The organism is Niabella beijingensis (assembly GCF_020034665.1).
In the GTDB taxonomy this organism is placed as follows: Bacteria; Bacteroidota; Bacteroidia; order Chitinophagales; family Chitinophagaceae; genus Niabella; species Niabella beijingensis.
The window spans coordinates 2,537,822-2,558,722 of sequence record NZ_JAIQDI010000001.1; the positions used below are offsets into that span (position 1 = coordinate 2,537,822).

27 protein-coding genes are annotated in these 20,901 nt (G+C 40.0%); 4 read left to right on the plus strand and 23 right to left on the minus strand.

Annotation, left to right across the window (positions count from 1 at the left end):
• Positions 1-139: 139 nt before the first annotated feature.
• From K7B07_RS10565 to K7B07_RS10610, 10 genes are all read right to left on the minus strand, one after another.
• Entirely contained in the window at positions 140-817 is a 678-nt protein-coding gene (locus K7B07_RS10565) for a 3-keto-alpha-glucoside-1,2-lyase-like domain-containing protein (RefSeq protein ID WP_223709480.1), read from the minus strand.
• Positions 818-836: 19 nt separating this feature from the next.
• Complete coding sequence (locus K7B07_RS10570; protein ID WP_223709481.1) at positions 837-1,487, minus strand: NADPH-dependent F420 reductase; 651 nt, start codon at positions 1,485-1,487, stop codon at positions 837-839.
• Positions 1,488-1,591: 104 nt separating this feature from the next.
• Positions 1,592-2,200 carry a Crp/Fnr family transcriptional regulator gene (locus K7B07_RS10575; RefSeq protein ID WP_223709483.1) on the minus strand — a complete coding sequence of 203 codons (609 nt, stop codon included), beginning with the start codon at positions 2,198-2,200 and terminating at the stop codon, positions 1,592-1,594.
• Between the two features lie 895 nt (positions 2,201-3,095).
• Positions 3,096-3,314 carry a hypothetical protein gene (locus tag K7B07_RS10580; protein WP_223709485.1) on the minus strand — a complete coding sequence of 73 codons (219 nt, stop codon included), beginning with the start codon at positions 3,312-3,314 and terminating at the stop codon, positions 3,096-3,098.
• A 213-nt stretch (positions 3,315-3,527) separates the two neighbouring features.
• Entirely contained in the window at positions 3,528-3,869 is a 342-nt protein-coding gene (locus K7B07_RS10585) for a cupin domain-containing protein (protein WP_223709487.1), read from the minus strand.
• A 129-nt stretch (positions 3,870-3,998) separates the two neighbouring features.
• The gene (locus K7B07_RS10590) at positions 3,999-4,214 is read right to left on the minus strand and encodes a hypothetical protein (protein WP_223709488.1); all 216 of its coding nucleotides are present in this window, start codon (positions 4,212-4,214) and stop codon (positions 3,999-4,001) included.
• Positions 4,215-4,511: 297 nt separating this feature from the next.
• Positions 4,512-5,234, minus strand: coding sequence for a sensor histidine kinase (locus tag K7B07_RS10595; protein ID WP_223709489.1), 723 nt, complete (start codon positions 5,232-5,234; stop codon positions 4,512-4,514).
• Positions 5,235-5,283: 49 nt separating this feature from the next.
• A complete protein-coding gene (locus K7B07_RS10600; RefSeq protein WP_223709491.1) occupies positions 5,284-5,535 on the minus strand; it encodes a hypothetical protein in 252 nt (83 codons plus the stop codon).
• Positions 5,536-5,664: 129 nt separating this feature from the next.
• On the minus strand, positions 5,665-6,279 hold the full coding sequence (locus K7B07_RS10605; RefSeq protein ID WP_223709493.1) for a helix-turn-helix domain-containing protein: 615 nt from the start codon (positions 6,277-6,279) through the stop codon (positions 5,665-5,667).
• Between the two features lie 248 nt (positions 6,280-6,527).
• Entirely contained in the window at positions 6,528-8,129 is a 1,602-nt protein-coding gene (locus K7B07_RS10610) for a Na+/H+ antiporter (protein WP_223709495.1), read from the minus strand.
• Between the two features lie 338 nt (positions 8,130-8,467).
• Here K7B07_RS10610 and K7B07_RS10615 point away from each other — a divergent pair, with 338 nt between their 5' ends.
• Positions 8,468-8,737 carry an RNA recognition motif domain-containing protein gene (locus K7B07_RS10615; RefSeq protein ID WP_223709496.1) on the plus strand — a complete coding sequence of 90 codons (270 nt, stop codon included), beginning with the start codon at positions 8,468-8,470 and terminating at the stop codon, positions 8,735-8,737.
• A gap of 212 nt (positions 8,738-8,949) precedes the next feature.
• Complete coding sequence (locus K7B07_RS10620; RefSeq protein WP_223709497.1) at positions 8,950-10,011, plus strand: fatty acid desaturase family protein; 1,062 nt, start codon at positions 8,950-8,952, stop codon at positions 10,009-10,011.
• Positions 10,012-10,471: 460 nt separating this feature from the next.
• On the opposite strand, the gene K7B07_RS10625 is transcribed toward K7B07_RS10620, so the two are convergent.
• From K7B07_RS10625 to K7B07_RS10675, 11 genes are all read right to left on the minus strand, one after another.
• Positions 10,472-10,747 (minus strand): hypothetical protein, encoded by a 276-nt coding sequence (locus tag K7B07_RS10625; protein ID WP_223709498.1) that lies wholly within the window; start codon positions 10,745-10,747, stop codon positions 10,472-10,474.
• A 130-nt stretch (positions 10,748-10,877) separates the two neighbouring features.
• Complete coding sequence (locus tag K7B07_RS10630) at positions 10,878-11,120, minus strand: RNA recognition motif domain-containing protein (protein WP_223709499.1); 243 nt, start codon at positions 11,118-11,120, stop codon at positions 10,878-10,880.
• 70 nt (positions 11,121-11,190) lie between these two features.
• Positions 11,191-11,469: a hypothetical protein gene (locus tag K7B07_RS10635; RefSeq protein ID WP_223709500.1), complete on the minus strand. Its 279-nt coding sequence runs from the start codon at positions 11,467-11,469 to the stop codon at positions 11,191-11,193.
• 97 nt (positions 11,470-11,566) lie between these two features.
• Positions 11,567-11,797, minus strand: a complete 231-nt coding sequence (locus K7B07_RS10640) for a hypothetical protein (protein WP_223709501.1) — start codon at positions 11,795-11,797, stop codon at positions 11,567-11,569.
• Positions 11,798-11,836: 39 nt separating this feature from the next.
• Positions 11,837-12,583 carry an acyl-CoA desaturase gene (locus tag K7B07_RS10645; RefSeq protein WP_223709502.1) on the minus strand — a complete coding sequence of 249 codons (747 nt, stop codon included), beginning with the start codon at positions 12,581-12,583 and terminating at the stop codon, positions 11,837-11,839.
• Between the two features lie 262 nt (positions 12,584-12,845).
• Positions 12,846-13,532 (minus strand): hypothetical protein, encoded by a 687-nt coding sequence (locus tag K7B07_RS10650; RefSeq protein WP_223709503.1) that lies wholly within the window; start codon positions 13,530-13,532, stop codon positions 12,846-12,848.
• A 33-nt stretch (positions 13,533-13,565) separates the two neighbouring features.
• Positions 13,566-14,588: a relaxase/mobilization nuclease domain-containing protein gene (locus tag K7B07_RS10655; protein WP_223709504.1), complete on the minus strand. Its 1,023-nt coding sequence runs from the start codon at positions 14,586-14,588 to the stop codon at positions 13,566-13,568.
• The gene (locus tag K7B07_RS10660) at positions 14,585-14,968 is read right to left on the minus strand and encodes a plasmid mobilization protein (RefSeq protein ID WP_223709505.1); all 384 of its coding nucleotides are present in this window, start codon (positions 14,966-14,968) and stop codon (positions 14,585-14,587) included. Before K7B07_RS10660 ends, K7B07_RS10655 begins: the two co-directional genes overlap by 4 nt.
• Before the next feature lie 375 nt (positions 14,969-15,343).
• Positions 15,344-15,700 carry a hypothetical protein gene (locus tag K7B07_RS10665; RefSeq protein WP_223709506.1) on the minus strand — a complete coding sequence of 119 codons (357 nt, stop codon included), beginning with the start codon at positions 15,698-15,700 and terminating at the stop codon, positions 15,344-15,346.
• A gap of 31 nt (positions 15,701-15,731) precedes the next feature.
• A complete protein-coding gene (locus K7B07_RS10670; protein WP_223709507.1) occupies positions 15,732-16,697 on the minus strand; it encodes a toprim domain-containing protein in 966 nt (321 codons plus the stop codon).
• Positions 16,694-16,993, minus strand: coding sequence for a helix-turn-helix domain-containing protein (locus K7B07_RS10675; RefSeq protein ID WP_223709508.1), 300 nt, complete (start codon positions 16,991-16,993; stop codon positions 16,694-16,696). Before K7B07_RS10675 ends, K7B07_RS10670 begins: the two co-directional genes overlap by 4 nt.
• A 276-nt stretch (positions 16,994-17,269) precedes the next feature.
• Here K7B07_RS10675 and K7B07_RS10680 point away from each other — a divergent pair, with 276 nt between their 5' ends.
• Positions 17,270-17,938 (plus strand): alpha/beta hydrolase family protein, encoded by a 669-nt coding sequence (locus tag K7B07_RS10680; RefSeq protein ID WP_223709509.1) that lies wholly within the window; start codon positions 17,270-17,272, stop codon positions 17,936-17,938.
• A gap of 419 nt (positions 17,939-18,357) precedes the next feature.
• Here the strand turns inward: K7B07_RS10680 and K7B07_RS10685 are convergent, their stop codons facing one another.
• Positions 18,358-18,897, minus strand: coding sequence for a hypothetical protein (locus K7B07_RS10685; protein ID WP_223709510.1), 540 nt, complete (start codon positions 18,895-18,897; stop codon positions 18,358-18,360).
• Positions 18,898-19,183: 286 nt separating this feature from the next.
• Between K7B07_RS10685 and K7B07_RS10690 the strand changes: the two genes are divergently transcribed.
• Positions 19,184-19,945 carry a helix-turn-helix transcriptional regulator gene (locus K7B07_RS10690; RefSeq protein WP_223709511.1) on the plus strand — a complete coding sequence of 254 codons (762 nt, stop codon included), beginning with the start codon at positions 19,184-19,186 and terminating at the stop codon, positions 19,943-19,945.
• Positions 19,946-19,950: 5 nt separating this feature from the next.
• Here the strand turns inward: K7B07_RS10690 and K7B07_RS10695 are convergent, their stop codons facing one another.
• Positions 19,951-20,691, minus strand: coding sequence for a ThiF family adenylyltransferase (locus tag K7B07_RS10695; RefSeq protein ID WP_223709512.1), 741 nt, complete (start codon positions 20,689-20,691; stop codon positions 19,951-19,953).
• Positions 20,692-20,901: the final 210 nt, after the last annotated feature.

Sequence of the window (20,901 nt, forward strand, 5' to 3'; positions counted from 1 at the left end):
TAGGGACCTCTTAAGAGGATATTTCTTGCTGAGTATCTAATATGTTGAGTAAAAAAAGGCCTGCCTTTGAAAAAGCTGGCCGTTGCTAACCTATGAAAAACACCAGTTCTAAGATACAAAAAATCAAAGAACACGAGTGCTACTTTTGTTTTAGCACGTTTAAATCAGAAAAGAAGCCCTCGGTTCCAACATCCACCCATAGTCCGATGGCTCCAGTCGCCCCTGGCCCAAGCTTCGGGTCGTTTACCACAAGAGTGGGCTGCTTGCTGCCATTAAGAAACAGTCGGGCCTGCTCACCCGTCACCTCAATACGCATCGTGATCCACTGATTTAACGCCATATCAGCATAGGATTCATACCGCTCTGGTGATTCCTTGCGCAACCGGTCAAATTTGTAATCCGGATAGGCATAATACTGTACGGAATGGTTCCTGCGCACCTGATCATCGGCTCTTCCATTTGTGGGTCTTAGATATATGCTCTCGTATCTTGTATTGCTGTCATTAATATGGAAGGCAATGCCGATGAAGCCTCTTGCAAATTCTGGTGCGTTGGGGAGCAGCCTGCTAAGCACTTTCACTTCGATAGTGCCGTTTTTGAAATGAACACCGGTTAACCTGGCAAAGGTCGGCTCATCCACAGCTTTTATGGATGAATCTTTAACAACCCTTACAGCATCCTTGCCCATTATTTTTACCTTAGAAACGGAAATCTTATTCACTGTCAGCGTATACTGCCCCAGCTTAACGGATTGTGCAAACAGCTCCAAGGAGCTAAATAATAAAGTAAGAACCAACCCCGAAATTAGCTTTTCCATGATTTTATTTTTAACCGGGTTATAGAACACTTTTTGCTTCTGATGCTGTTACCGTTTTACCTAACGCACCAAATTCGTGAAGATCACCAAATACCTCAATGCGCATGGACTGATCAAGTCCTCCAACACGAACCGGATCAAAGCCTGTATCAAGGATCAATTGCTCCACCAGGCCATCAATACTGGAATCATCTGTAGCATAAAAAAGGACGGATCTTTCGGGCGATTGAAACGCAGTATTAGCCAATGACGCCGCACCCAAGGTTCCGAGGGCTTTTGCGAGCTTTGCATTACGGGGAAGCGAAGCTGCATTAATTTTGCCTGCTGATTCGTTTTGTGCAATAATTTTTTTAAACCCGCCATTTTCATCAGGCGCAATGGGATTGGAGAGATCCACAATGATTTTGTCTTCTAAATCCCCTGCATATTGCTTTATAAATCCTGCAATGGAGCCAAAAGGAATCGAAAGAGCCACAATATCAGCCTCTTTTACGGCAGCCGGTATTTCTTCCGGCCTGGCTGAAACGCCCCATTGTGCTGAAAGTTCTTTGGCTTTTGCTATGTTTCTGTCCGCAGCAATAAAGGAGCGATTGGACTTTGCCAGGTTAGCCGCTACTACCTGTCCGATATTGCCCAAGCCTATTATGGCTACTTTAGATATTGTTGTCATACTGTTTCTTTTTTTGAATAATACAATGAATTTAACATGGCAAATTTCAGCACGAACAGACCATCGCTCCAATGACCTCCATCAAGAAACAGTATTGATCTAGTTTAAGACTTTTTCTTCGCCATCTTATTCCGCAACCGGCTTAAAAACTCTGGCGTAATGCCTAAAAAGGAAGCGATCTGCGTTTGTGACAAGCGGTTGGACAGGTGCGCGTATACCTGCATAAAGGAAAGATAACGTTCCTCAGCGGTGGAGCTAATGTTCTGCAAAAGGCGATTTTGCAGCGTGACATAGCTGTTTTCTATGAGCACCCGGAAGATCCGGTCAAATTTGGGTGCCTGGGTATAAAGCAAAATCAGGTTGTCATAATTGATCTGTAAAAGCATAGTGTCTTCCAGGGCGTCGATATTTAATGCCGATGGTTTTCTGCCATGAAAGCTGCCAATATCTACCGTCCACCAATTTTCTGCAGCAAACTGGATAATATGTGTGTTCCCTTTATCGTCAATTTTATACATCCGCAAGCATCCCCTAACAACAAAGCTAAATTCATTGCATACATTTCCTTCCTGGAGCACATATTGCCTTTTGCGATACAGCCGCGGTTTGAAAAGCGAAGTAACTAGGTTGGTTTCCTCTGCATTTAAAGGGATCAATGCATTAAAATAGTTAATTAGCGGCTCTGCGGAAGCTTGTATTAAGTTCTCTTTCATTTAACCGGGATGTAATTTCTATGCCAAATTTAGGGCTGTCAGTGTAAAAAATATCCGAAAAGGAAAAAGGTTCTCTCTCAAAACCAGCTATGGGCTAAATAACCTCGCACTGGTTTCTGCCTGGTACCAAAGACGATGCATTAAATAAAATTTTACTGAATAGCTATTTGTGATCAATAACTTTTTGCAATTGCCGCGCGCCGGACCGCAGTTTGTCCGCTTCCTGATTTATAGGGCCCTGTTTTTCAATCGGTCAAGGTTCTTTTATCGCTCTGTACTTTTGCAATAACCGTTGCAGCAGATGCTATGCCGCCGTAGCTTCTAGCGATGGATAAAGGGCGCTAAATAAGTCGGCTACGAGGTCTGCGGGTGATTCTGCTATCTGCGTTGCAGCTTTGCCGACAACACTTTTCTGAACAGGCATTACGATTTAACTGAAATCCACTTTCAGCAGCACAAATATTATCAATGCTATAATCCATAATATATCAAGAATAAGGAAGAAAATAAGCGTATTGTATACGGTAAATATCTTTTTCATACATTAAAATGCTTTTTATCATCTGATAGTTCAAGTCCGATTTCAATAGTGCTGTTTCCAAAAAATCCCGTTGTTCATCAGTAATATTAAATGACCGCACTCAATTCTATTTTCCGCCTTTTGCTATCTTATGCTGGATTCCTTTTACGCGGCTATACTATAAATCCACAGTAAATAAACGAGCCCACAACTACCAGAATAAAGCTCCGGCAATACCAACAATTATTGTAATGATCCGGGATAAAATTCCCATAGGGTTCATATTTAGCTAATGAAAAGTAATAAACACCTGACGAAATAAAATATTCACAAATGAGAGGCGACCAGTTGCAATATACATTGCAGTAATTAACGTTATTCTTTCTGCTTTATGTTTTCCACGTTATGTTTACAAAGCCACTCATCAAATTTATCAGCATGCGGAGCTGCATTGTAATGAATGATGGTTGTATCTAATAGCATAATGGTAAAAATGTTTCCGGAACGGATAAACTTTTTTAAACTCTTGCCCGAATGCGCAAAATCATTGAACATCACTGTATTGCTCTTTGAATTTGAAAATTGATTAGTCATAAAAAAAACCATTAGTGTTTCATAATCTTTTCAATACCTAAGAAATGAATCCATTAATCCCAACCAGAACGTAACCAAGCTTGTTTCTGCTTTACATACATATATTTGGAGCAATGAAATAAAAATGATCTCCTCCTTTCCACTTCAATATCACCTGATCTTCATTGCTGTAGCGCCAGGTCATCTGCCGCTACAAGCAGCCTGAATGAGCGTCTATTGTTCATAGCCACTCTTGATGATTGTTGAAATCATTTTAAAACGTTCATTCGCTTTTATAGTATTCCGGGAATGGGCCGGAATGATTATGGATTGACCGGTTTGCAGCAAGCTTGAATTGCCATCGATCAGTACTTCAGCCCTTCCATCTATTATCTGAATAAAAGTATCAAAGGGAGATGTTTTTTCAGACAGCGCCTCTCCGGAATCAAATGAAACAGCGCTGACGTTTCCGGTTGTTTTTCGAATAATTGTTTTGATGACAACCGAATTGGGAATATATTCCAATATTTCGACAATAATGAAGACCTTAGCTTTTTCTATTTCCGGATTTTCCAATGCTAGAGAGTTTAATACCAATAAATTTAATAAAAATGACAGGGGGGTTAAGACCTGCCATTTTTTTTCACGTATCTCAACGTGTTACAATAATGGGTGTTTTATTGTATATGGATAACACAGGATGGTTTATAATTTAGAGAGGTTCCCCTTTGCAATGATTCCCATTACCTCTTCCGGCTTTTTATCAAGTCTTGCAGAAACTCTTTTAACAAGTTCTGTTTCCTTTCCTGTTTCGTACTTAAGATCATCCGTTGTCAGTTGTGGAAATTTAGTTTTAAGATTTTTAGATTGTACAGACCAATCCCCCGTAATTTTAAAGCTTTTATTTGCTTTGTCGTTCATTGTATTCATTTTAGAAATTTTATTTTGTGAAAGAATTTTCACAAATCAAAGGTGCAGTTATTTATACGGCAGGTTATTACACACTTGTTCTAAAAAGTTACATCATTCACAGGTAATGGCTTCGGAGAGACTTAATAAAATCATTTATTGTTGCTATCAGAAACGTTCCTGTGCCGGATCTTTTATAAAAGGACAGTAGGTAGATTGCACTTACCTGGCTATAAGCTAAAAAATCAATGAACAGATAAATTTGGCCGCTCATCATCAACGCCGATTTTTATCGGATACATCTATAATTCAATCAGCGATTTCCGGAACGATGAAAAAAGGTTTTTTAAATAATAGAATAAACCGGGTGCCTTTTAGTAATTCTGATTCTACTTTTACCTTTACGTGATTAGAAATCAGTATATCGTAAGCAACTGCCAGTCCTAACCCCAGTCCTCCTGGTCTTTTTGTAAAAAACGGACTGAAAATGTTCTTCAGATCATCTTTAGAAATACCGCAGCCATTATCCTCTATTTGTATTATATATCCCTCATCAATTGTTTTTGTCAAAAGACTTAATTTGCCATTATCTGTGGGCATAGCATCAATTGCGTTGATGATAATATTGGTAATGGCGAGGCACATCTGAGACCTGTTAAGTATAATTGCACAGCGCTGTTTGTCGTAATTTTTATTTACTTTAATCTGCTTTAATAGAATCCTGTCGGCAGTGAGGGCCAGTGCCTCATCTAATAACTTATAAACGGCATTATATTGTTCGGTTGGTTCATCTGTATCCCGGAAATTAAGTAAATTTTTTAGGAGGCCATCAATCCTTTCCGAGCTCCGGTCAATAATATTCAGAAAGGGAATCAATCGGTCATCAGAAATTCCCGATTTTAAAATATGCAGCGATAGATTGATATTCGTCAATGGGTTCCGGATCTCATGTGCCAATACAGAAATAAACCGTTTAGGAATGGTTTGTTCCCCCAATGCGGTTGAGGCATTATCCTCAATTGCTGATTTCATTTTTTTAAATTTATATAAATTACTTTTTATTGGTTCAGACAATACTGCGTTACCGGATGAACTGCATGTTTTTATGATAGTCCAGGACTGTGTGCAGGAGTTTGATTTTATTGGAAATTTTATCCTTTAAGGCATGGTGAAATCTGATCATCTTTAATTCAACAAGAGCTGATTCGTAATCTTTTATCGCCGCTTCAAAGAGACCTGCATTTTCATTTCTTCTCGCTTCCCTTAAAATTGGGATGTTATTCTTTCGAAACAAAAAAGAACGAATTAACACAAAACCAATGGGTAATGACATAACAATGATGATTAAATAGCAACAAAACAAATACACGCAAATATCGCTTTATTAAATATCCTATCTCTTACAGCTATTTGCGAAAAGGTTATATAATTCACACATAACCAAATTAAAGAAAATCGTCCGCTATAAGTTATCCAGCATCGACCGCCGTTTATCCTTGAGCTGCTTAAAATGAGAGGGGGTAAGTCCTGTCACCTTTTTGAATTGATTAGACAGATGGGCCACGCTGCTATAATGCATCAGATAAGCAATTTCAGTAAGCTTTAGCTCGTTATATACCAGTAATTCTTTTACACGCTCAATTTTATGCGCAATAAAGAATTTTTCGATTGTTATCCCCTGCACCTCGGAGAAAAGATTAGCCAGGTAGGTATAATTGTAATGCAGCTTATCGCTTAAGTAGCCGGAGAGATTAACAGCCAAGGGGTCTTCTGAATAATGAACCAGTTCAATAATGGCATTTTTTATTTTTTGAATCAGTACGCTTTTTTTATCATCCATAAGTTCAAGCCCCGATTTCAATAGCGCTATCTTCAAAAACTCACGTTGTTCATTGGTGATATTTTCGATAACCTCTATCTCTCCCAACTCTATTAATGCGTAATGCAACCCCAATTTAACAAGTTCATCCTTCACCACCATTTTGCAACGGATACAAACCATATTTTTAATATATAATTTCAAAAGAGCGGTGTTGGCGTTAATGCCTTCTGCTGCAAATGTACCTACTATTCCCATCCTGATAATTTAAATATCATGCCCGACTTACAATATGCAAGCTAACACAGAGGGTAATCTATGGCAGAAAAGCAGAGTGCTTAAAAACCCTACTGTTCCAATCCGAAACACGGGAAACTATCTAAAGCAGTGAGGTGCTGACAGTTATTCTATTGGCAGGTTCAGCGAAGGCTGCATTTTTTAAAAGCCGTGTTAAGTAATTATGACGTACGCGAACTCATTCCTGCCCTAGGTTTTAAGAATAACTTTCAACGCTTATTTAGCCTGGATTCCTCCAGATCGAGGTTGTTCTCCAGATCTCTTATCACCTCTTCATCATATAGATTTTCCTCATGTATGCTGTGCAGCCCCAACCTCCGGAGTTGCAATAGCTCAAGCAGAATCTTTTTATTGAGATCCTGGGCTGAATCCAGGAGGTCTTTTTCGTCTTGTTCTTTACCTGCCGCAGTTGCATTAATAGTTCTGCGAATTTGTTCCATGATGCGTTGTATAGAGCTGTATTCCGCCATTTCTGACGAATAATTGGATTCCAGGTATGTGGCCGACTGCCTGGCAAGGCGTAACCGAATGGCATCCATCTGTTCATTTGGGAGAAGGTTCTCCTTTGCGTCCTCCACCTTAAGAATCCGTAAGAAAACGGGCAGGGTAAGGCCTTGAAAAACCAGCGTTATCAGGATTACCACAAAAGTAATAAACAAGATCAGGTTACGGTGTGGAAAACTGCTCCCATTATCCATTGTCAGCGGAATAGTAAGGGCAGCAGCCAGTGAAACTACTCCGCGCATACCGGCCCAGCCAATAATAAACGGAAGCTTCCATCCCTGCGTTGGTTCTTTTCTTCTTATGCTGCTGCTCAGGAGACGAGGCAGGAAAAAGGTGAGATAAACCAGGATAATTCTGATCAATATAACAATGCCACTAATAAGGAGGCCATATCCAATAGCCTCCTTCAGGGAATAACTTCCAAGCCCTTCCACGATCATAGGCAGTTCCAGACCAATGAGGATAAAGACAAAGCCATTCAGCAAAAAAACCAATATATTCCATACCTCCTTATTTTGAAGTCGTGTACGGTAATTAAGAAAATCCTTTGCGTGGGAAGACAGATACAGTCCTCCGCTAACTACAGCAAGTACCCCGGACCAGTGAAATTCTTCTGCAATAACGTACATCAGGTATGGAGCAATAATAGTTATGGGGGTAGTCATACGGGATGATTTTGCCCATGAACGAAGTATCCAGAACAGTAAATAGGCCACAACAAGCCCTACAGCAACGCCCATAAATGCAAGCACTGCAAAATCGATTGTCGCTTTTCTAAAAACAAACTGATTGGTCAGTATGGCAACTGTTGCGAACCTGAAAACAGTTAGAGAAGCTGCATCATTTACAAGGCTTTCTCCTTCCAGAATAGTAAGGCCACTCCTCGGCATTTTCATTCCCTTTAATATAGAAGTAGCTGCTACGGCGTCCGGAGGCGAGATAATGCCACCTAGCAAAAAACCCAACGCGAGCGTAAAATCAGGGATGATCATTATGGATAAATAAGCAACGGCCAGAGATGTGGAAAACACCAGGCCAAACCCCATCGAGAAAATGGAACGCTTCCAGGTCAGAAAACTCCTCCAGGAAGTATTCCAGGCTGCTTCAAAAAGCAACGGAGGTAGAAATATCAGGAAGACGATATCGGGATCAATATTGACATTAGGAATGCCCGGCACAAAAGAAATACTAAGGCCGCCAATTACTAGAAAAATAGGATAGGACATCTTCACCCGCTCACTTAAAAGATATAACAGCACCATAAAAAAGAACAGAACCAGGACAATCAGAAGATTTTGATGAACCATCCTTTAAAGGTACACATATACCTTTTCCGGCTTCTGCTTATTTGTGAAAGGCTTAGGATCAGCAATTAACAGGCAGTTGAAATTTGTTACATTCAATAGCCGACCTAATAACACAATAAAAGTGCATTACGGGCGCATGAGCCCTATATCGTTAGCTGATAAAATAAATTAGTTGTTACACCCGAAATGTATTACCTTCATAAAGTATACGGGCATAAATACGCCACCATCTAGGATAAGATCAGTTACAATATCTATTACACAATAGTTTTTATTTCTCCTCTCCTCTTTTTTGCCGCTTTCATTTTGCCTCATTTTTAACAAAAATATTTATTACAATGAACATGTATGTTTCTAATCTGGGGTTTTATGCCTCAGACGATGATTTACGCGAACTTTTCAGACCTTTTGGTCAGGTGTCCTCAGCAAAAGTAATCATGGACAGGGCCACTGGTAAGAGCCGGGGCTTCGGTTTCGTGGAAATGGGTTCTTTAGGGGATGCCGCTTTAGCAATGAGAGAACTGGACGGAAAGGATGTTGAAGGCCGCAGGATCAACGTTTCTGCTGCTAATCAAAGAGAAGACCGGTCTGATAAAAGAAGGTGGTAGATAACCAATATAAGGGGGAGATTGGCCCCCTTATTTTTATATAAAAAAAATTTGACTAATGACAACCGTAATGATTAAAGCTTTGGTGTTAATGCTACATTAGTGTTTGCATAAAACAGTATAGCAGCATTCTATAAGTCAGGTAAGTGCTCAGAATTTACATCAGATCATTAAAACGGTTTGCCAATCGTTGAGTAACAAAAAATATTCTGATGAAAGTATTATCCGATTTAACAGATCCTACTTATACGGACAAGAGCCGGTTTAACTCTTATGAACGATTCTGGCTGGGCTTTATGAACGATAAAAGAGACCTGCCCTTTCTATACCTGCTGACCCGGATCCACCTATTTATACTTCCTGTAGCAGTGCTACTGTTTACACCCCTATTAAGCGGATGGATCTGGTGGCTGACAGCCCTTGTTTATTTTTACTTTTCTCAATTCTATTTTAAAGGTCGCTTCGGATTGATGTTTCATTGCCTGTGTCACAGGAAAATGTTCAAGCCCGGATATCAGCAAAAAATTCATGGCTACATCAGCTGGATCATTTGCCCGTTATTCGGGCATACACCAGAAAGCTACTTTAGCCATCACATGGGCATGCATCATGTCGAAAACAATGATGAGGAAGACTCCAGTAGCACTATGCCCTATCAACGGGATAGCTTAAGGGGCTTTTTACTTTATTTCTTCCACTTTCTTTTTAAAGGTGTAATAGAAACTTTTCAGTATCTATACACCCGCAAGCGGAAAAAATTATATACCCGTCTGACAGTAGGAGAATGCAGCTATATCGCTTTTTGTATTGTACTTTGCTTTTTAAATCTGAAAGCAACTCTGATCGTGTTTGTATTTCCTTTACTCTTTGCAAGATTGGTTATGATGCTGGGAAACTGGGCGCAACATTCTTTTATCGACAATGAAAATCCCGGAAATATCTATACCAATGCTATTAACTGTATCAATACACCATATAATCATACCTGCTGGAATGATGGATATCATATCATACATCACTTAAGGCCGGGAATGCATTACACAGAAATGCCGCTGGAATTCTTTAAAAAACAGGATGAGTTCGCCCGTCAAAAAGCCATTATCTTTGACGGAATTCACTATCTCCACGTTTTTTATTACCTAATGACGAAGCGGTACGATAAATTGGCCAGGAACCTGGTCAATATCAATAATACATTCGAAACGGAAGCGCAAGCCATTTCCCTGATGAAGAAACGCATTCAAAAAATCCCGGGAAGACATGCACACATATAACGTAAAATAAACCATCAGTGGTTTTAATTCATTCCGTGGGGAACAACGACTTTAGAAAATCATATAAAACCCATGCGCATTCCGGTTCAATTTGAATTTGAAGGGAAAACAATCTTCGGTGAGCTGAGAAGAAGTAGGAGAATGAATTCCAGACATTATCGACTATACGTTAGTAATCGAGAAGTGGGAGAATTTTTTAAGACAGAGCGCTCCGGTTGGCAGTATACAACCAAGCAAGGATATTTTCCGGTAATAGCTATGCAGTTATTGACCTATGTGGTTGCCGAATAAGGCTTCTGAAATTACTTTCGGGCTTCGGCAATAATGAAGTTATCCTGGTTGATTTTAAAAAATCTTGCTTTCTACATTATAAGAACACTTTGTTTTTCAACAACGCCTATGTTTCATTATGCAGCAAACACGGAAACAGGAAAGCGCACCTTAATATAACGGACAAATACTAACGAGGAGTAAAAGCACTCCTCCTGATCCAGTTAAAGGCAGACACTTCACTTTTTGCCATATCCGGCAGGTCCCGTGTGATTGTTTGTTCAATAATCCGGCCTTCATACAAGCTCACTGGTCCGGCTAGCGATGCATAGAAATTGATCAGGAAAAGAACCTGGTCTCCATTATTCTTATCAAATCTTCTGCGGGTAGGCTCACCGCTAAAAGTATGCCGCCCGTTATTCCAGGTATAATGAGTACCTGCCAGGTCTTGTTTTTTGAAATGCATGCTATTTATGAATATTTATTTTAAAAAATAATATGAAACGCGAACTCTTATGTCATGATTACGTAAACAAGACAAAGGTGACTGGCACCTTCTGCCTGTTAATTACCATTTTTGTTTTATCAGTCAGCTCCTATCTCTCTTTTGCTACGGAAATGGCAATTTTTTTTCCCTTAACCTCTTTGCCATCCAGTGTATGCATGGCCATCGCAGCTTCCGAAGCGGAAGCCATTTCCACAAATCCAAAGCCCCGGCTTCTGCCGCTGATCTTATCCGTAATTACTTTGGCAGAATATACTGTTCCAAATGGATTAAAAAGCCCACGAAGATCTGCATCAGAAATATGAATCCCCAGATTCGAAACATACATGTTCATTGTAATAAATATTTTTGTTAAAAATGAGGCTAAAGAGAAAGAATGAAATAATCAGGAATAAAATTTTACGCTACATCCACCAAATCCCTTGTGCAACGAGATTGTAGGATTTAATAAACAAATGACTGATATCACCCGGGGAGGAAAAAATCACCCGGCTATCACTCGGCGTCACTAGCTCTATCATATCATTTTTAAGATTTATAGAACGGATTTCGAAGGCATCCGTATTTTCTTTACATGTCTCATCAAACTGTTCTTCTGGTGCTCCGTTAGAAGGAAATCTGCGTATGATATCCCCCTTCCGCAGTAAAGCGATCTGTGCTGTTGTTATTTTATTATTGGTCATAGAAATCATTTTATCAGGTTGAAAGGGATTATTAAAGCTATAATCAGTAAGCAAGGAGTTAAAGAAGCTCGGTCAAGAAATGCTAAACACACTATCCCTAAGCGGAAATAGCCGCTTTTTTAATGCCGGTAACAATATAGTAGAAAGATCCGCTCCTTAGTTCTTTATACCCTTCCCAATCGTCTAAATGTATAGCAGCTCCGGTTGCCGCATAGTTGCTTAATAAAGCGATCGCATTGCTGGTAAAACAAATTTTGGCAGATATAATTTCTTTATCTCCGCTGAGAATTGTCAGCCTGCTAGCCGCGTGAAATTGATTTTTAGACATAGAAAGTATTTAATTTGTACATAAAACAAGGAAGAGGCATCACGTCTTAAGATGCGTTGTCTTTTTTGAAAAATGTATGATGCGCAATCGTTTTAATAACAGAATAATAGGATATACCGGATCAATTTCATGCCAGCGGCTGCCAAAATTTACAGAAGAAGGCTTTTTATGATGATTATTGTGGTACGATTCCCCCAGCATCAGCACATCCACTACTAACAAGTTGCGCGACGTATTTCCGAGTCTGAAATTTATATATCCGTATTTATGGGCGAACCAATTAACCAGCGCACCATGAAACGCGCCCATCGTAATAACAACAGGGAGCAATAAAAACCACCAGAAAGAAGATGCAAAGATTAAAAAGAAGGATATATATATTGCCACCCAAAGCAGACGTGACAGTGGAGAGTTTGCCCAGTGGTCAAAACCTCCCCACTCCGGTAAGTTCCTTACGAATCTTGGCTCTACGGGATAACGGTTGTGTACAATACCTGAGTAAATGGTTCTGGTACGCCACATCATACTGAAAATGTTGGAAGAAAAATTTGGAGAATGCGGATCTTTTTCTGTATCTGTATAAGCATGATGCATCCGGTGCATGATAGCATACGCCCGTGGGCTCATATATGAAGATCCTTGTGTAATATAGGAAAACAGAAAGAAGAAACGCTCCCAGAACTTAGTCATCGTGAATGCTCCATGTGCTGCATACCGGTGCTGAAAAAAGGTTTGGCTGAACAGTGAAAGATACCACAGCGCAACAAAAAAAATTAAAATAGTCATACTACTATTCGTAAAACAGGAATGCAGAAAACCTTGTTGAAAAAGAGTCACTTTTGAGGAGAAAGGAAGGGAGTGATAACCCGCGAATGTTTAACTGTATCTGTAACTGTATTAAAGATACGCTTTATTAATGGCATAGTCAAATAATATATTTTCAAAAGCCGGCGTAAAGCAATAGATTTGGACTCTTTAAAAAATCATTTACGGAACATGAAGGCCAGGTAATTACAGATTGTTCATTACTCAATATTTTGCTGGACAGTTATTTATTTGTGCCTACAGATTTTTGACGTTGCTTTACGCCGGACCGCAGTTTCTCCGCTTCCTGATTCATACGATACGCTTTTTCCAGTCGCTCCATATTTCTTTTATTTTCCTCCTCCTGTGCTATAACCGAATCCCTCAATTTTGGATTACATGTATAAATTTGATCCACTTTGTCCAGATAACGCTGCATTGGAACGAGGGCTGTATCCAGCCGGATGAGCCTGTACTTGGTATCATTTTCCTGGAATTGCCCCAGCTTTTGATTGGTGTTGTACCACCCACAGCAAAGCAGGCAGACGGTAACAAAAAGAGCCCCGGTAGCTACAATGATCTTATGTACATGATGGTGGTGCTCCAGTTTTTGAATCAGCGGCTCAGCTAACTGCTCACGAACAACAGATAATTCACGGCGCAGTACTTCAATTTCCTTAGCAGGAAAATTCTGGTTGCCGATAATACGTTCCAATCTATCTGCTTCCTTTTGAACTATTACCACTGTATTATTTTCGGTGAGTTTCAGCTGCTGTAGGTTCTCAATAACCTGTTGAATTTTCCCATGCTGCTCTTTAACTTCACCCGTCAGGGCCGCAATATTTTTGTTGCTTTCCTGGTACCTTTCAGAAAATTCGTTCAATACAAATAGTACCGATTCTTTTTCCTCTGTGTTTATTTTTTCTTCCATAATGATATAGATTTCTATTTTTAGAAAAGTTTACTAAATGCCAAAGCCGCGTTTTTTCTTCTTCTTTTTATTGTAGCGGTAGTATTGTTTCATGGCCTCGGCTGCAGACAGTTTGTCCGGTGCGGGGTAATAGGTTTTAAAAAGTTCGGCCATCAGGTCGGCTGCGGCGCTCGCGATCTGGGTGCCGGCTGTACTCATATCGATTAATCCCGAATCAAGTATCCCAGGTATAAAAGGTGTGTGCGATGACAAGCGTTTATCAGCTTTTTGCCCATCCGGTCCTATTTGCAGCACCTGTTTTGCCAACAGGATCTTTTCAATGGTGGCTAAGGAATAGCCCAGCTCTGAGCCTTTTACCTGCACTTTTTTGTCATCAATAAATGTAATTCCCCGCCCTTTGATAACAGTATAGCCCAATTGCTCCATCTTCCCGCAGAAGTCAGCCAGGCTTGTTGCCTGCCTGAGACAATGCTTCAGGTCTTCCTTCATTTTTTCTTTCCGGACGTCATGTCTCGGCAATAACCGCTGATCTTTTGGTAAAAATTGTTTGGGGCTGAGCACGGCTGTAAGTCCGTACTGCTTTTCCAATGTCCGGCAGAGCTTGTCCATTTTGTAAAAATTATTACTGGTGCTGGCGGCCTTTCCGTTAAAGCCCACCCGGTTCGCTACCAGGTGAATGTGCTGCTCTTTGGTGTCGTGGTGCTGAACGACGAGGTATTGGTTACCGGCAACACCTAATTCTTTGGCCATTTCTTCTGCAACGGATAACCACTGGTGGCGGGCAAGTGTTTCTCCCGGAGCCAACCGGATAGAGGCATGCAACACGGGTTTTTCTACCCGTTTGCTCAGCTTTCTTACATCGCTGAACTGTTCGGCCAGCTCCTTTTTATTACCATAACACTGGTTATAGGCCAGGATCTCCGCCCGGTTTTTATGGCGTAAACCATCCCCGGCCGTCAGCTCTTTTTTCTTTTCATCGGTCAGTTTCTGCTTATCTTCCAAACAGTAACCAATACAATGGGCAAACGATTTCCCTATGGTTATCGTAGCGATCATTGTAAATATATTTTTATAGTAGTTGCAATTCCCTTCAACTCTTTTGACAAAATATCCAGCGCAGCACGATCTACCGGCGTTAAAATATCCATCACGCTGTTGTGCCTTTTTGTAAGCTGGTTCAGGTTTGCTGCCATGTGATTGAGGGTGCCGGTAAGCAATAAAATTTCTTTGGGCAATGCTTTTTCTGTTACGACAATTTTTCCGTGCAGCCCCATTGAGCGTAAAAATTCGGATAAGGACATTCCCGCTTTTTTAGCGTTACCAGCAATTCTCACCTGCTCATACCTGCTGCACTTGAGCGTCAACACTACATTGCGTTTAATAGCCTTAAACGGCCTGCCGCCTTTGTTTTTAACGGGTTTATATTCTTGCTTCATAGGATTGTTTTTATTTTCGAATGCCGCCCCAAGCGGCATGAGCTCCCCGAATCACGCCCCAGCGGGATGAGGGGCCAGCCGTTTTGGTATTACCAAAACATTGCTGGCTACCTCAACGTCGAAGAGGTTTTCCTGTATTTGATCGCTCAAAATGTTCGTCATTTTATTTGCTGTAGGGTGCTTTAAAGGGTATTCAACTGTTACGACTTCGGAGTTAAACAGCAAGGAGCCAATGTGCAACAATTGGTACACCTTGCCATTCCCTCCGATGGGGATTAAGGAGGGCTATGTTACTGGCTTAATCGCCTTTTTATAATTCCCGAGAGTATTTCTTTTCTGCAATAATTCCCGGCGGAAAAATTGGCAGTTGCTGTATTACCGCAGCTCATCCCTGTTAAAAACTTTCGGATTATCTACACCATATTTGCGGAGATTATTCTTTAAGTTCATCCATAACTGGATGTTGTAATCGGCAATTTCGTGGAGATCCGCATTTGTTAAACTGAATGGATTTTGTACAGCACCTCCGGTGGTCTTTTTCTGTTGGTTTGAGGAAGACGTGGTAGCCGCGTCCACACTGCCTCCGACATTTTGCGATTCTATGTAGGCAAAAATTGTCGGAGCAGTACCTTCCCCGATCTGCAAACCGGGCCCTATAGCCATACTGTCGCCATAAAACCGGATCTGTTTTCCTGAATTTAAATACAATACTCTTTTCTTAAAATCTGTCATTGTTTTTATTTTATTGATTAAAAATGTTTCACTATCTGCCGAGACCCATACCCCGTTTTTGAGCGGGGCGGGCAATTTCTTCGGGTTCATTTTTTTCCAACCCCTGCTTGTGAAGGGAAAGGTTTTGCCGGGTCAGCCATTCGTTCAGATCAGCATAGCCCTCATAAAGCAGGCTATGATCTTTATATTTTGAATTTTCTTTTACAAGCTGAGTCGTACATTTTTGTCCGGCGTTATCACGATCCAGGTATAGGTATATGGAAGTATGCTGCTCCATCACCGGCCGGGCTTTTTCAAGAAAAGCCAGGGAGTTGAGCACCAAAATGTTTGTATTAGTGATCGCTGTTTTTTGAATGGCAGCATAGGTTTGGAAATCAAAAAAACCTTCAAAAACACTGATCTCCTCAGCGCGGTTGTTCAAAAAGGATACGCTTTTAGGCGCCACGCTTCCTTTAAAGTATGCATTACGCAACTCGTAACCCCCGGCATCATTGCCAAAACCTATAGCGTAATATTTTCGGGTGTTGAGCTCATATTGCACCTCCCGGCAATATTCCCGTGCTATTTCGAGCGGTATCTTCCGCTGTTCCAGGTAAGTGATAAGCGCCGGTGATACAATTGAGCCTATGGAAACTACCCGGATCTTTTTCTCTTTGTCAAGAAATGGAGCGCTAACCGGAACCGTTAGATTTTGAACTGGGCTGCGATGAAAAGAAAGAAAATCCTGTAATTTGTTCAATGCGTCAGTGATACCACAGCGGTGATATTGCATACAAAAATCAATAATGCTGCCGCCTTTGCCAACTCCATGATCATACCACAGGCCTTTTCTCCGATCAACTTTAAAGGAAGGACTATTTTCATTTCTTCCCGGCAGAGGGGATAAATACCAATATTCCTGGTTACGGCTCACCCGGGTATCAGGATAAAATCCCAGAGATTCAAGATAATCGACCAGGTCGATTTGTTTTGCGTCAGTTGTAGTAATGCGTTTCATTTTTCATTCGGTTGATAATGAATGTTCTTTTTTTGTTTCACATATTCCAGCACTTCTGACCGGATAAAATAAACCCGGCCGCCTTGTTTATGAAATGGCAAGCCGCGATTCATCCAATCATGCAGGGTCACCAAGGAAATCCGGAACATGCCAGCGATCTCTTTCCGGTTTAGCAATGGCTCGCCTTCTTCACTCGTTTGATTAGCGGGTGCGGGAATATTTTCCAGGCATTCTTTCACGGCTTCCCTGATCCACCGGCGGAAGTCTCCTTCATTAGGTAAAAAAACTGTATCCATAAAAATTCGTTTTATGGAGGCAAGATGGGTTAGAAAAAAGGCAAAGTCAATGCACGATGAATCGTGTATTTGAACCCATTGAATAGGAACTGATTAAGAATAGTTAATTGTGATATGTAGTCTTCCGCTAAAGTTGATAGTATTCACTGTGGGAACAATAGGGCTATATTTTTATCAGGTATTGGATAAGAGAGCTACTGAATTTTCTAACAAAAAGCACTTTCATTCTTTTGGAGTAAAGCAAAACCGCAGACATCTTGTAACTTTAATTCCACAATGAGTACAAAAATATTCAAACTATTCATTTCTAAGGAAATTGGTGTAGTGTCTGCAAAATATATGGCTCCGGCGAACCCCAAATGTATGTTGACGTTGGCCCATGGCGCAGGTGCGGGCATGGACCATTCATTTATGGAGGGCCTGGCTACCGCACTCTCAAAAGCAGGTATTGCTAGCTTTCGGTTTAATTTCCCCTTTTCCGAAAACAAGAAGAGACGTCCAGATTCCCCACCTGCGGCCCACCAGACAATAGCTTCGGCAATAACAAAAGCCCATGAATTGCATCCTAAACTACCGTTATTTGTCGCTGGAAAATCGTTTGGAGGAAGAATGAGTTCACAATATCTATCGGCCTATCCGAAGAGCGCGGTTAAAGGAATTATCTTTTACGGATTTCCACTACACCCTTCCAGCAAACCTTCTACGGATCGGGCAGACCATCTGAAAACGCTCAAAATTCCTACACTTTTCTTACAAGGAAGCAAAGACGCTTTGGCTATGTGGGCGTTAATTGAACCCGTATGTAAATCCTTAAAAAAGGCAACCCTTGTGAGATTTGAAGGCGCGGATCACTCTTTTAAAGCAGGAAAAACGAATATAATCCCATTACTGGTGGAGGAAACGAATAATTGGATAGAAAAAACATTGAATAACGCTCCTGCGTGACAAGTGTTGGATCCAATTTCAACGTTTTGTACTGCTTCAAACTTCCGGAGATCCTCAATAGGTAGGCATTTATTTAGTCTATAATAATACTTTTGCGCCCCAATATCATCTTGGTACTATCAAGCTAACTTGTTAGCGTCTTTAGCTTTTCCTTAATACGCGCAATTTGATTATTTGTAGGTTTATAGGGGTTTTTGGTGCCAAAAAAAAAGTACCCATCAAAAACGAAATCGATTCATCCTTTTTGAGGCAATTGCGACACTCAAATCTAATGAAAAGTAGCCTCCTGTAGAAACAGGAGGCTAAACCAAAACTAACTGCTTATGAGAAACTTTTAAAATGCTTTTTTGCCTTGCTATGTATTGATTATGAATATGTATCATCAAAGGTTTATCAGTTTGATGAATAATATACTTCTGTTATGCAGATATTTTAAGCAGGTCATATTTATCATTGTTAAGCTGATCATTAAAAAGACCATTGGTTTCATAAAACTTTGCTACGTGTTCAAAATTGGGAGTAGCATATAAAAATTCTCGTAACCATTCACTTGTTGAATAAATAGGTATGGTTTCTGATCCTAAATATTCAATTCCGGGGCCTAGCTGTTTTGTTTTTATCCCCAGAAGATTGAGACCTCTTACGAATTTTTTATCGCATTCGGCGACCATTACCGCGCCGTTCTTTTCGCATATTGGATAAATTGCCAAAGCAATAAGTTGTTTTAAAAGCTTCGCTCCGTCTTTTTCAGTTCTGGAAACTGCGAATCGCCCGATATGCCAGATCTCCCGGTAATTATTTTGTCTGGAAAAATTCAATACGTCGATTTTAAACATAGTTTCAATGGGAAGTGATATTAATCCATCCCACTTTGTAACTTTAACAGAACCAACTATTTGGGAATTTAAAAGAGCTGTGAAAAAACATGAACAATCAAATACTGAAGCGTCTTCCTGCAATACATTGAATAGAGACTGTCGGTACGCATCAACATTTAAGGCAGTTTTTGAATGTTGGCTGTAATTCTCATTAACAATAAATTCGGCCAGCTTGTAAAGGTTTTTTTTTTAATAGGTTAAATTCTAATCGATTCATACGAAATGTAGTTTAAGTAAAAGAAATCTATGCAAAGGGAAGACATTCAGATGGAAAGTCAATTACAAGGCCTTAAAAAACCCTCAAAAGGGTAGTTTAAATCAAAAAAATAGTTTAAATTGGTATTGAAACTTTGAAAAACTTCGCGTTATGGGAATCAGCGTAAATGATTTCTTTCGACCAATTAAGTTGCAAGAAAACAGTCATAATTTAGATTACACAAAAGTAAAACCATACATACAGTGCGTGCGATCAATGTCTTTAGTCACCTATCAGAGTATCTATTTGATCGATTATTATACACGGGGGTTTGCGTATGTTTCTGATAATCCGATTTTTTTATGCGGGAAAACCCCGGCACAGGTATTAAGAGAAGGCTATCTTTTTTATCTTCAAAATGTGCCAATGAGTGATCTTGAATTGTTGCTAAAGATAAATGAAGCTGGATTTCATTTTTACAATAATATCCCCAGCGATGAAAAAACGGACTATTCCATTTCCTATGATTTTCATTTAATGCAATCTACTCAAAGAACTATTTTAATTAACCATAAATTAACTCCACTTCTGCTAGATAGGGATGCAAATATCTGGATCGCCTTATGTCTGGTATCTCTTTCATCACATCGTCATTCTGGAAACATTGAGATTTCTAAACGAGCGGCAAATACGTATTATGAATTTGATATGACCGCCAATAAATGGATTGAACGTGAAAAGGTAAAATTGAATAAGAAGGAAAAAGAGGTTTTAATTATGTCCGGTCAGGGAGTTACAATGGGGGAGATGGCAGAACGTCTGTTTATCTCACTTGATACAGTCAAATTTCACAGAAAAAATATCTTAAAGAAGCTAAATGCAAAAAACATTTCAGAAGCTATTGCCGCTGCAGCAAACCATTCCATCATTTAAAACAATTATTCGTTTGCAGTCAAAAAATAAAAATCAGGAAAGGATCTTATAGGTTTGTTTACTGCAATGTTATATAGAAGGTTTGTGCAGGCACCCGCAGCCAACCAGGAGCCAACAGCTAACTGAGGAGGAGGAATATTGCTGCCCGTTTTCTCATAACGGTCCAAAATAGAGCTAACCCATTCCTTTTGTTTTCCCTTTAAGTGGTTAAGTAAATAAGCAGCTACTTTTTTTTCAAAACCAATAGGGTCAGATGAAATCGTAGTTAAATTTTGACCATTGGGAAGTACTACAAATATCAATGCGCCCCAACCAAAATTATAGGGGTGTAAAATTGGAATACTCCTTTCCTGGCAGAGTGTATCGAAGAGAAATGGTACAGATGATGTAAAATCCAATGCATTGATGGCAATAGTTTGTCTTTGGATGAAAGTATCAATATTATCGTTTGTAATGTAAGATGACATGATTTTTATATTAGCCTCCGGATTGATTTTTTTTAATCGATCCTCCAATGCTTCAGCCTTATAATGGGCTATGTCATAGGAGTGGTAATTTTGACGGTTTAGGTTAGAAAGTTCGACAGTGTCACCGTCTATGAGGCAAAGGTTCTCAAAGCCAAGCCTGAGCGAGCACTCTGCAATGTTACTGCCGATTCCACAACCAGCGATTAGAATTTGGGTGGATTTCAGACGTGCTTGTTCTGCTTCAGATATATAAAGGCTGTTTCTCGAATAGCGGTTCATAATTAAATAATTTGATCGGCTAGTAATGGCTCTTCCCTCCTGGGTGTTTATTTACATTGGGAAAAACTAATATTGCAGAGTCAAAATTAAGTAAGAACCTTTGATTTTTTTAAAGGATAATGAAGCCCTTGTCACGAAAATTGGTGACAAGGGACCGTTCATGTTGGGCGGCAGCTACTCAAAAGAGTAAAATATTTAAGAAAACTTTAG

What these genes read in the sequence shown, in the direction of transcription:
- K7B07_RS10595 (WP_223709489.1), bottom strand. Translation starts at nt 5,234, where the DNA reads ATGAAATCAGCAATTGAGGATAATGCCTCAACCGCATTGGGGGAACAA.
- K7B07_RS10675 (WP_223709508.1), bottom strand. Translation starts at nt 16,993, where the DNA reads ATGGATACAGTTTTTTTACCTAATGAAGGAGACTTCCGCCGGTGGATC.
- K7B07_RS10570 (WP_223709481.1), bottom strand. Translation starts at nt 1,487, where the DNA reads ATGACAACAATATCTAAAGTAGCCATAATAGGCTTGGGCAATATCGGA.
- K7B07_RS10605 (WP_223709493.1), bottom strand. Translation starts at nt 6,279, where the DNA reads ATGGGAATAGTAGGTACATTTGCAGCAGAAGGCATTAACGCCAACACC.
- K7B07_RS10650 (WP_223709503.1), bottom strand. Translation starts at nt 13,532, where the DNA reads ATGGAAGAAAAAATAAACACAGAGGAAAAAGAATCGGTACTATTTGTA.
- K7B07_RS10670 (WP_223709507.1), bottom strand. Translation starts at nt 16,697, where the DNA reads ATGAAACGCATTACTACAACTGACGCAAAACAAATCGACCTGGTCGAT.
- K7B07_RS10625 (WP_223709498.1), bottom strand. Translation starts at nt 10,747, where the DNA reads ATGCATTTCAAAAAACAAGACCTGGCAGGTACTCATTATACCTGGAAT.
- K7B07_RS10575 (WP_223709483.1), bottom strand. Translation starts at nt 2,200, where the DNA reads ATGAAAGAGAACTTAATACAAGCTTCCGCAGAGCCGCTAATTAACTAT.
- K7B07_RS10600 (WP_223709491.1), bottom strand. Translation starts at nt 5,535, where the DNA reads ATGTCATTACCCATTGGTTTTGTGTTAATTCGTTCTTTTTTGTTTCGA.
- K7B07_RS10655 (WP_223709504.1), bottom strand. Translation starts at nt 14,588, where the DNA reads ATGATCGCTACGATAACCATAGGGAAATCGTTTGCCCATTGTATTGGT.
- K7B07_RS10580 (WP_223709485.1), bottom strand. Translation starts at nt 3,314, where the DNA reads ATGACTAATCAATTTTCAAATTCAAAGAGCAATACAGTGATGTTCAAT.
- K7B07_RS10630 (WP_223709499.1), bottom strand. Translation starts at nt 11,120, where the DNA reads ATGAACATGTATGTTTCGAATCTGGGGATTCATATTTCTGATGCAGAT.
- K7B07_RS10660 (WP_223709505.1), bottom strand. Translation starts at nt 14,968, where the DNA reads ATGAAGCAAGAATATAAACCCGTTAAAAACAAAGGCGGCAGGCCGTTT.
- K7B07_RS10615 (WP_223709496.1), top strand. Translation starts at nt 8,468, where the DNA reads ATGAACATGTATGTTTCTAATCTGGGGTTTTATGCCTCAGACGATGAT.
- K7B07_RS10565 (WP_223709480.1), bottom strand. Translation starts at nt 817, where the DNA reads ATGGAAAAGCTAATTTCGGGGTTGGTTCTTACTTTATTATTTAGCTCC.
- K7B07_RS10665 (WP_223709506.1), bottom strand. Translation starts at nt 15,700, where the DNA reads ATGACAGATTTTAAGAAAAGAGTATTGTATTTAAATTCAGGAAAACAG.
- K7B07_RS10635 (WP_223709500.1), bottom strand. Translation starts at nt 11,469, where the DNA reads ATGACCAATAATAAAATAACAACAGCACAGATCGCTTTACTGCGGAAG.
- K7B07_RS10620 (WP_223709497.1), top strand. Translation starts at nt 8,950, where the DNA reads ATGAAAGTATTATCCGATTTAACAGATCCTACTTATACGGACAAGAGC.
- K7B07_RS10590 (WP_223709488.1), bottom strand. Translation starts at nt 4,214, where the DNA reads ATGAACGACAAAGCAAATAAAAGCTTTAAAATTACGGGGGATTGGTCT.
- K7B07_RS10645 (WP_223709502.1), bottom strand. Translation starts at nt 12,583, where the DNA reads ATGACTATTTTAATTTTTTTTGTTGCGCTGTGGTATCTTTCACTGTTC.
- K7B07_RS10690 (WP_223709511.1), top strand. Translation starts at nt 19,184, where the DNA reads ATGGGAATCAGCGTAAATGATTTCTTTCGACCAATTAAGTTGCAAGAA.
- K7B07_RS10640 (WP_223709501.1), bottom strand. Translation starts at nt 11,797, where the DNA reads ATGTCTAAAAATCAATTTCACGCGGCTAGCAGGCTGACAATTCTCAGC.
- K7B07_RS10680 (WP_223709509.1), top strand. Translation starts at nt 17,270, where the DNA reads ATGAGTACAAAAATATTCAAACTATTCATTTCTAAGGAAATTGGTGTA.
- K7B07_RS10610 (WP_223709495.1), bottom strand. Translation starts at nt 8,129, where the DNA reads ATGGTTCATCAAAATCTTCTGATTGTCCTGGTTCTGTTCTTTTTTATG.
- K7B07_RS10695 (WP_223709512.1), bottom strand. Translation starts at nt 20,691, where the DNA reads ATGAACCGCTATTCGAGAAACAGCCTTTATATATCTGAAGCAGAACAA.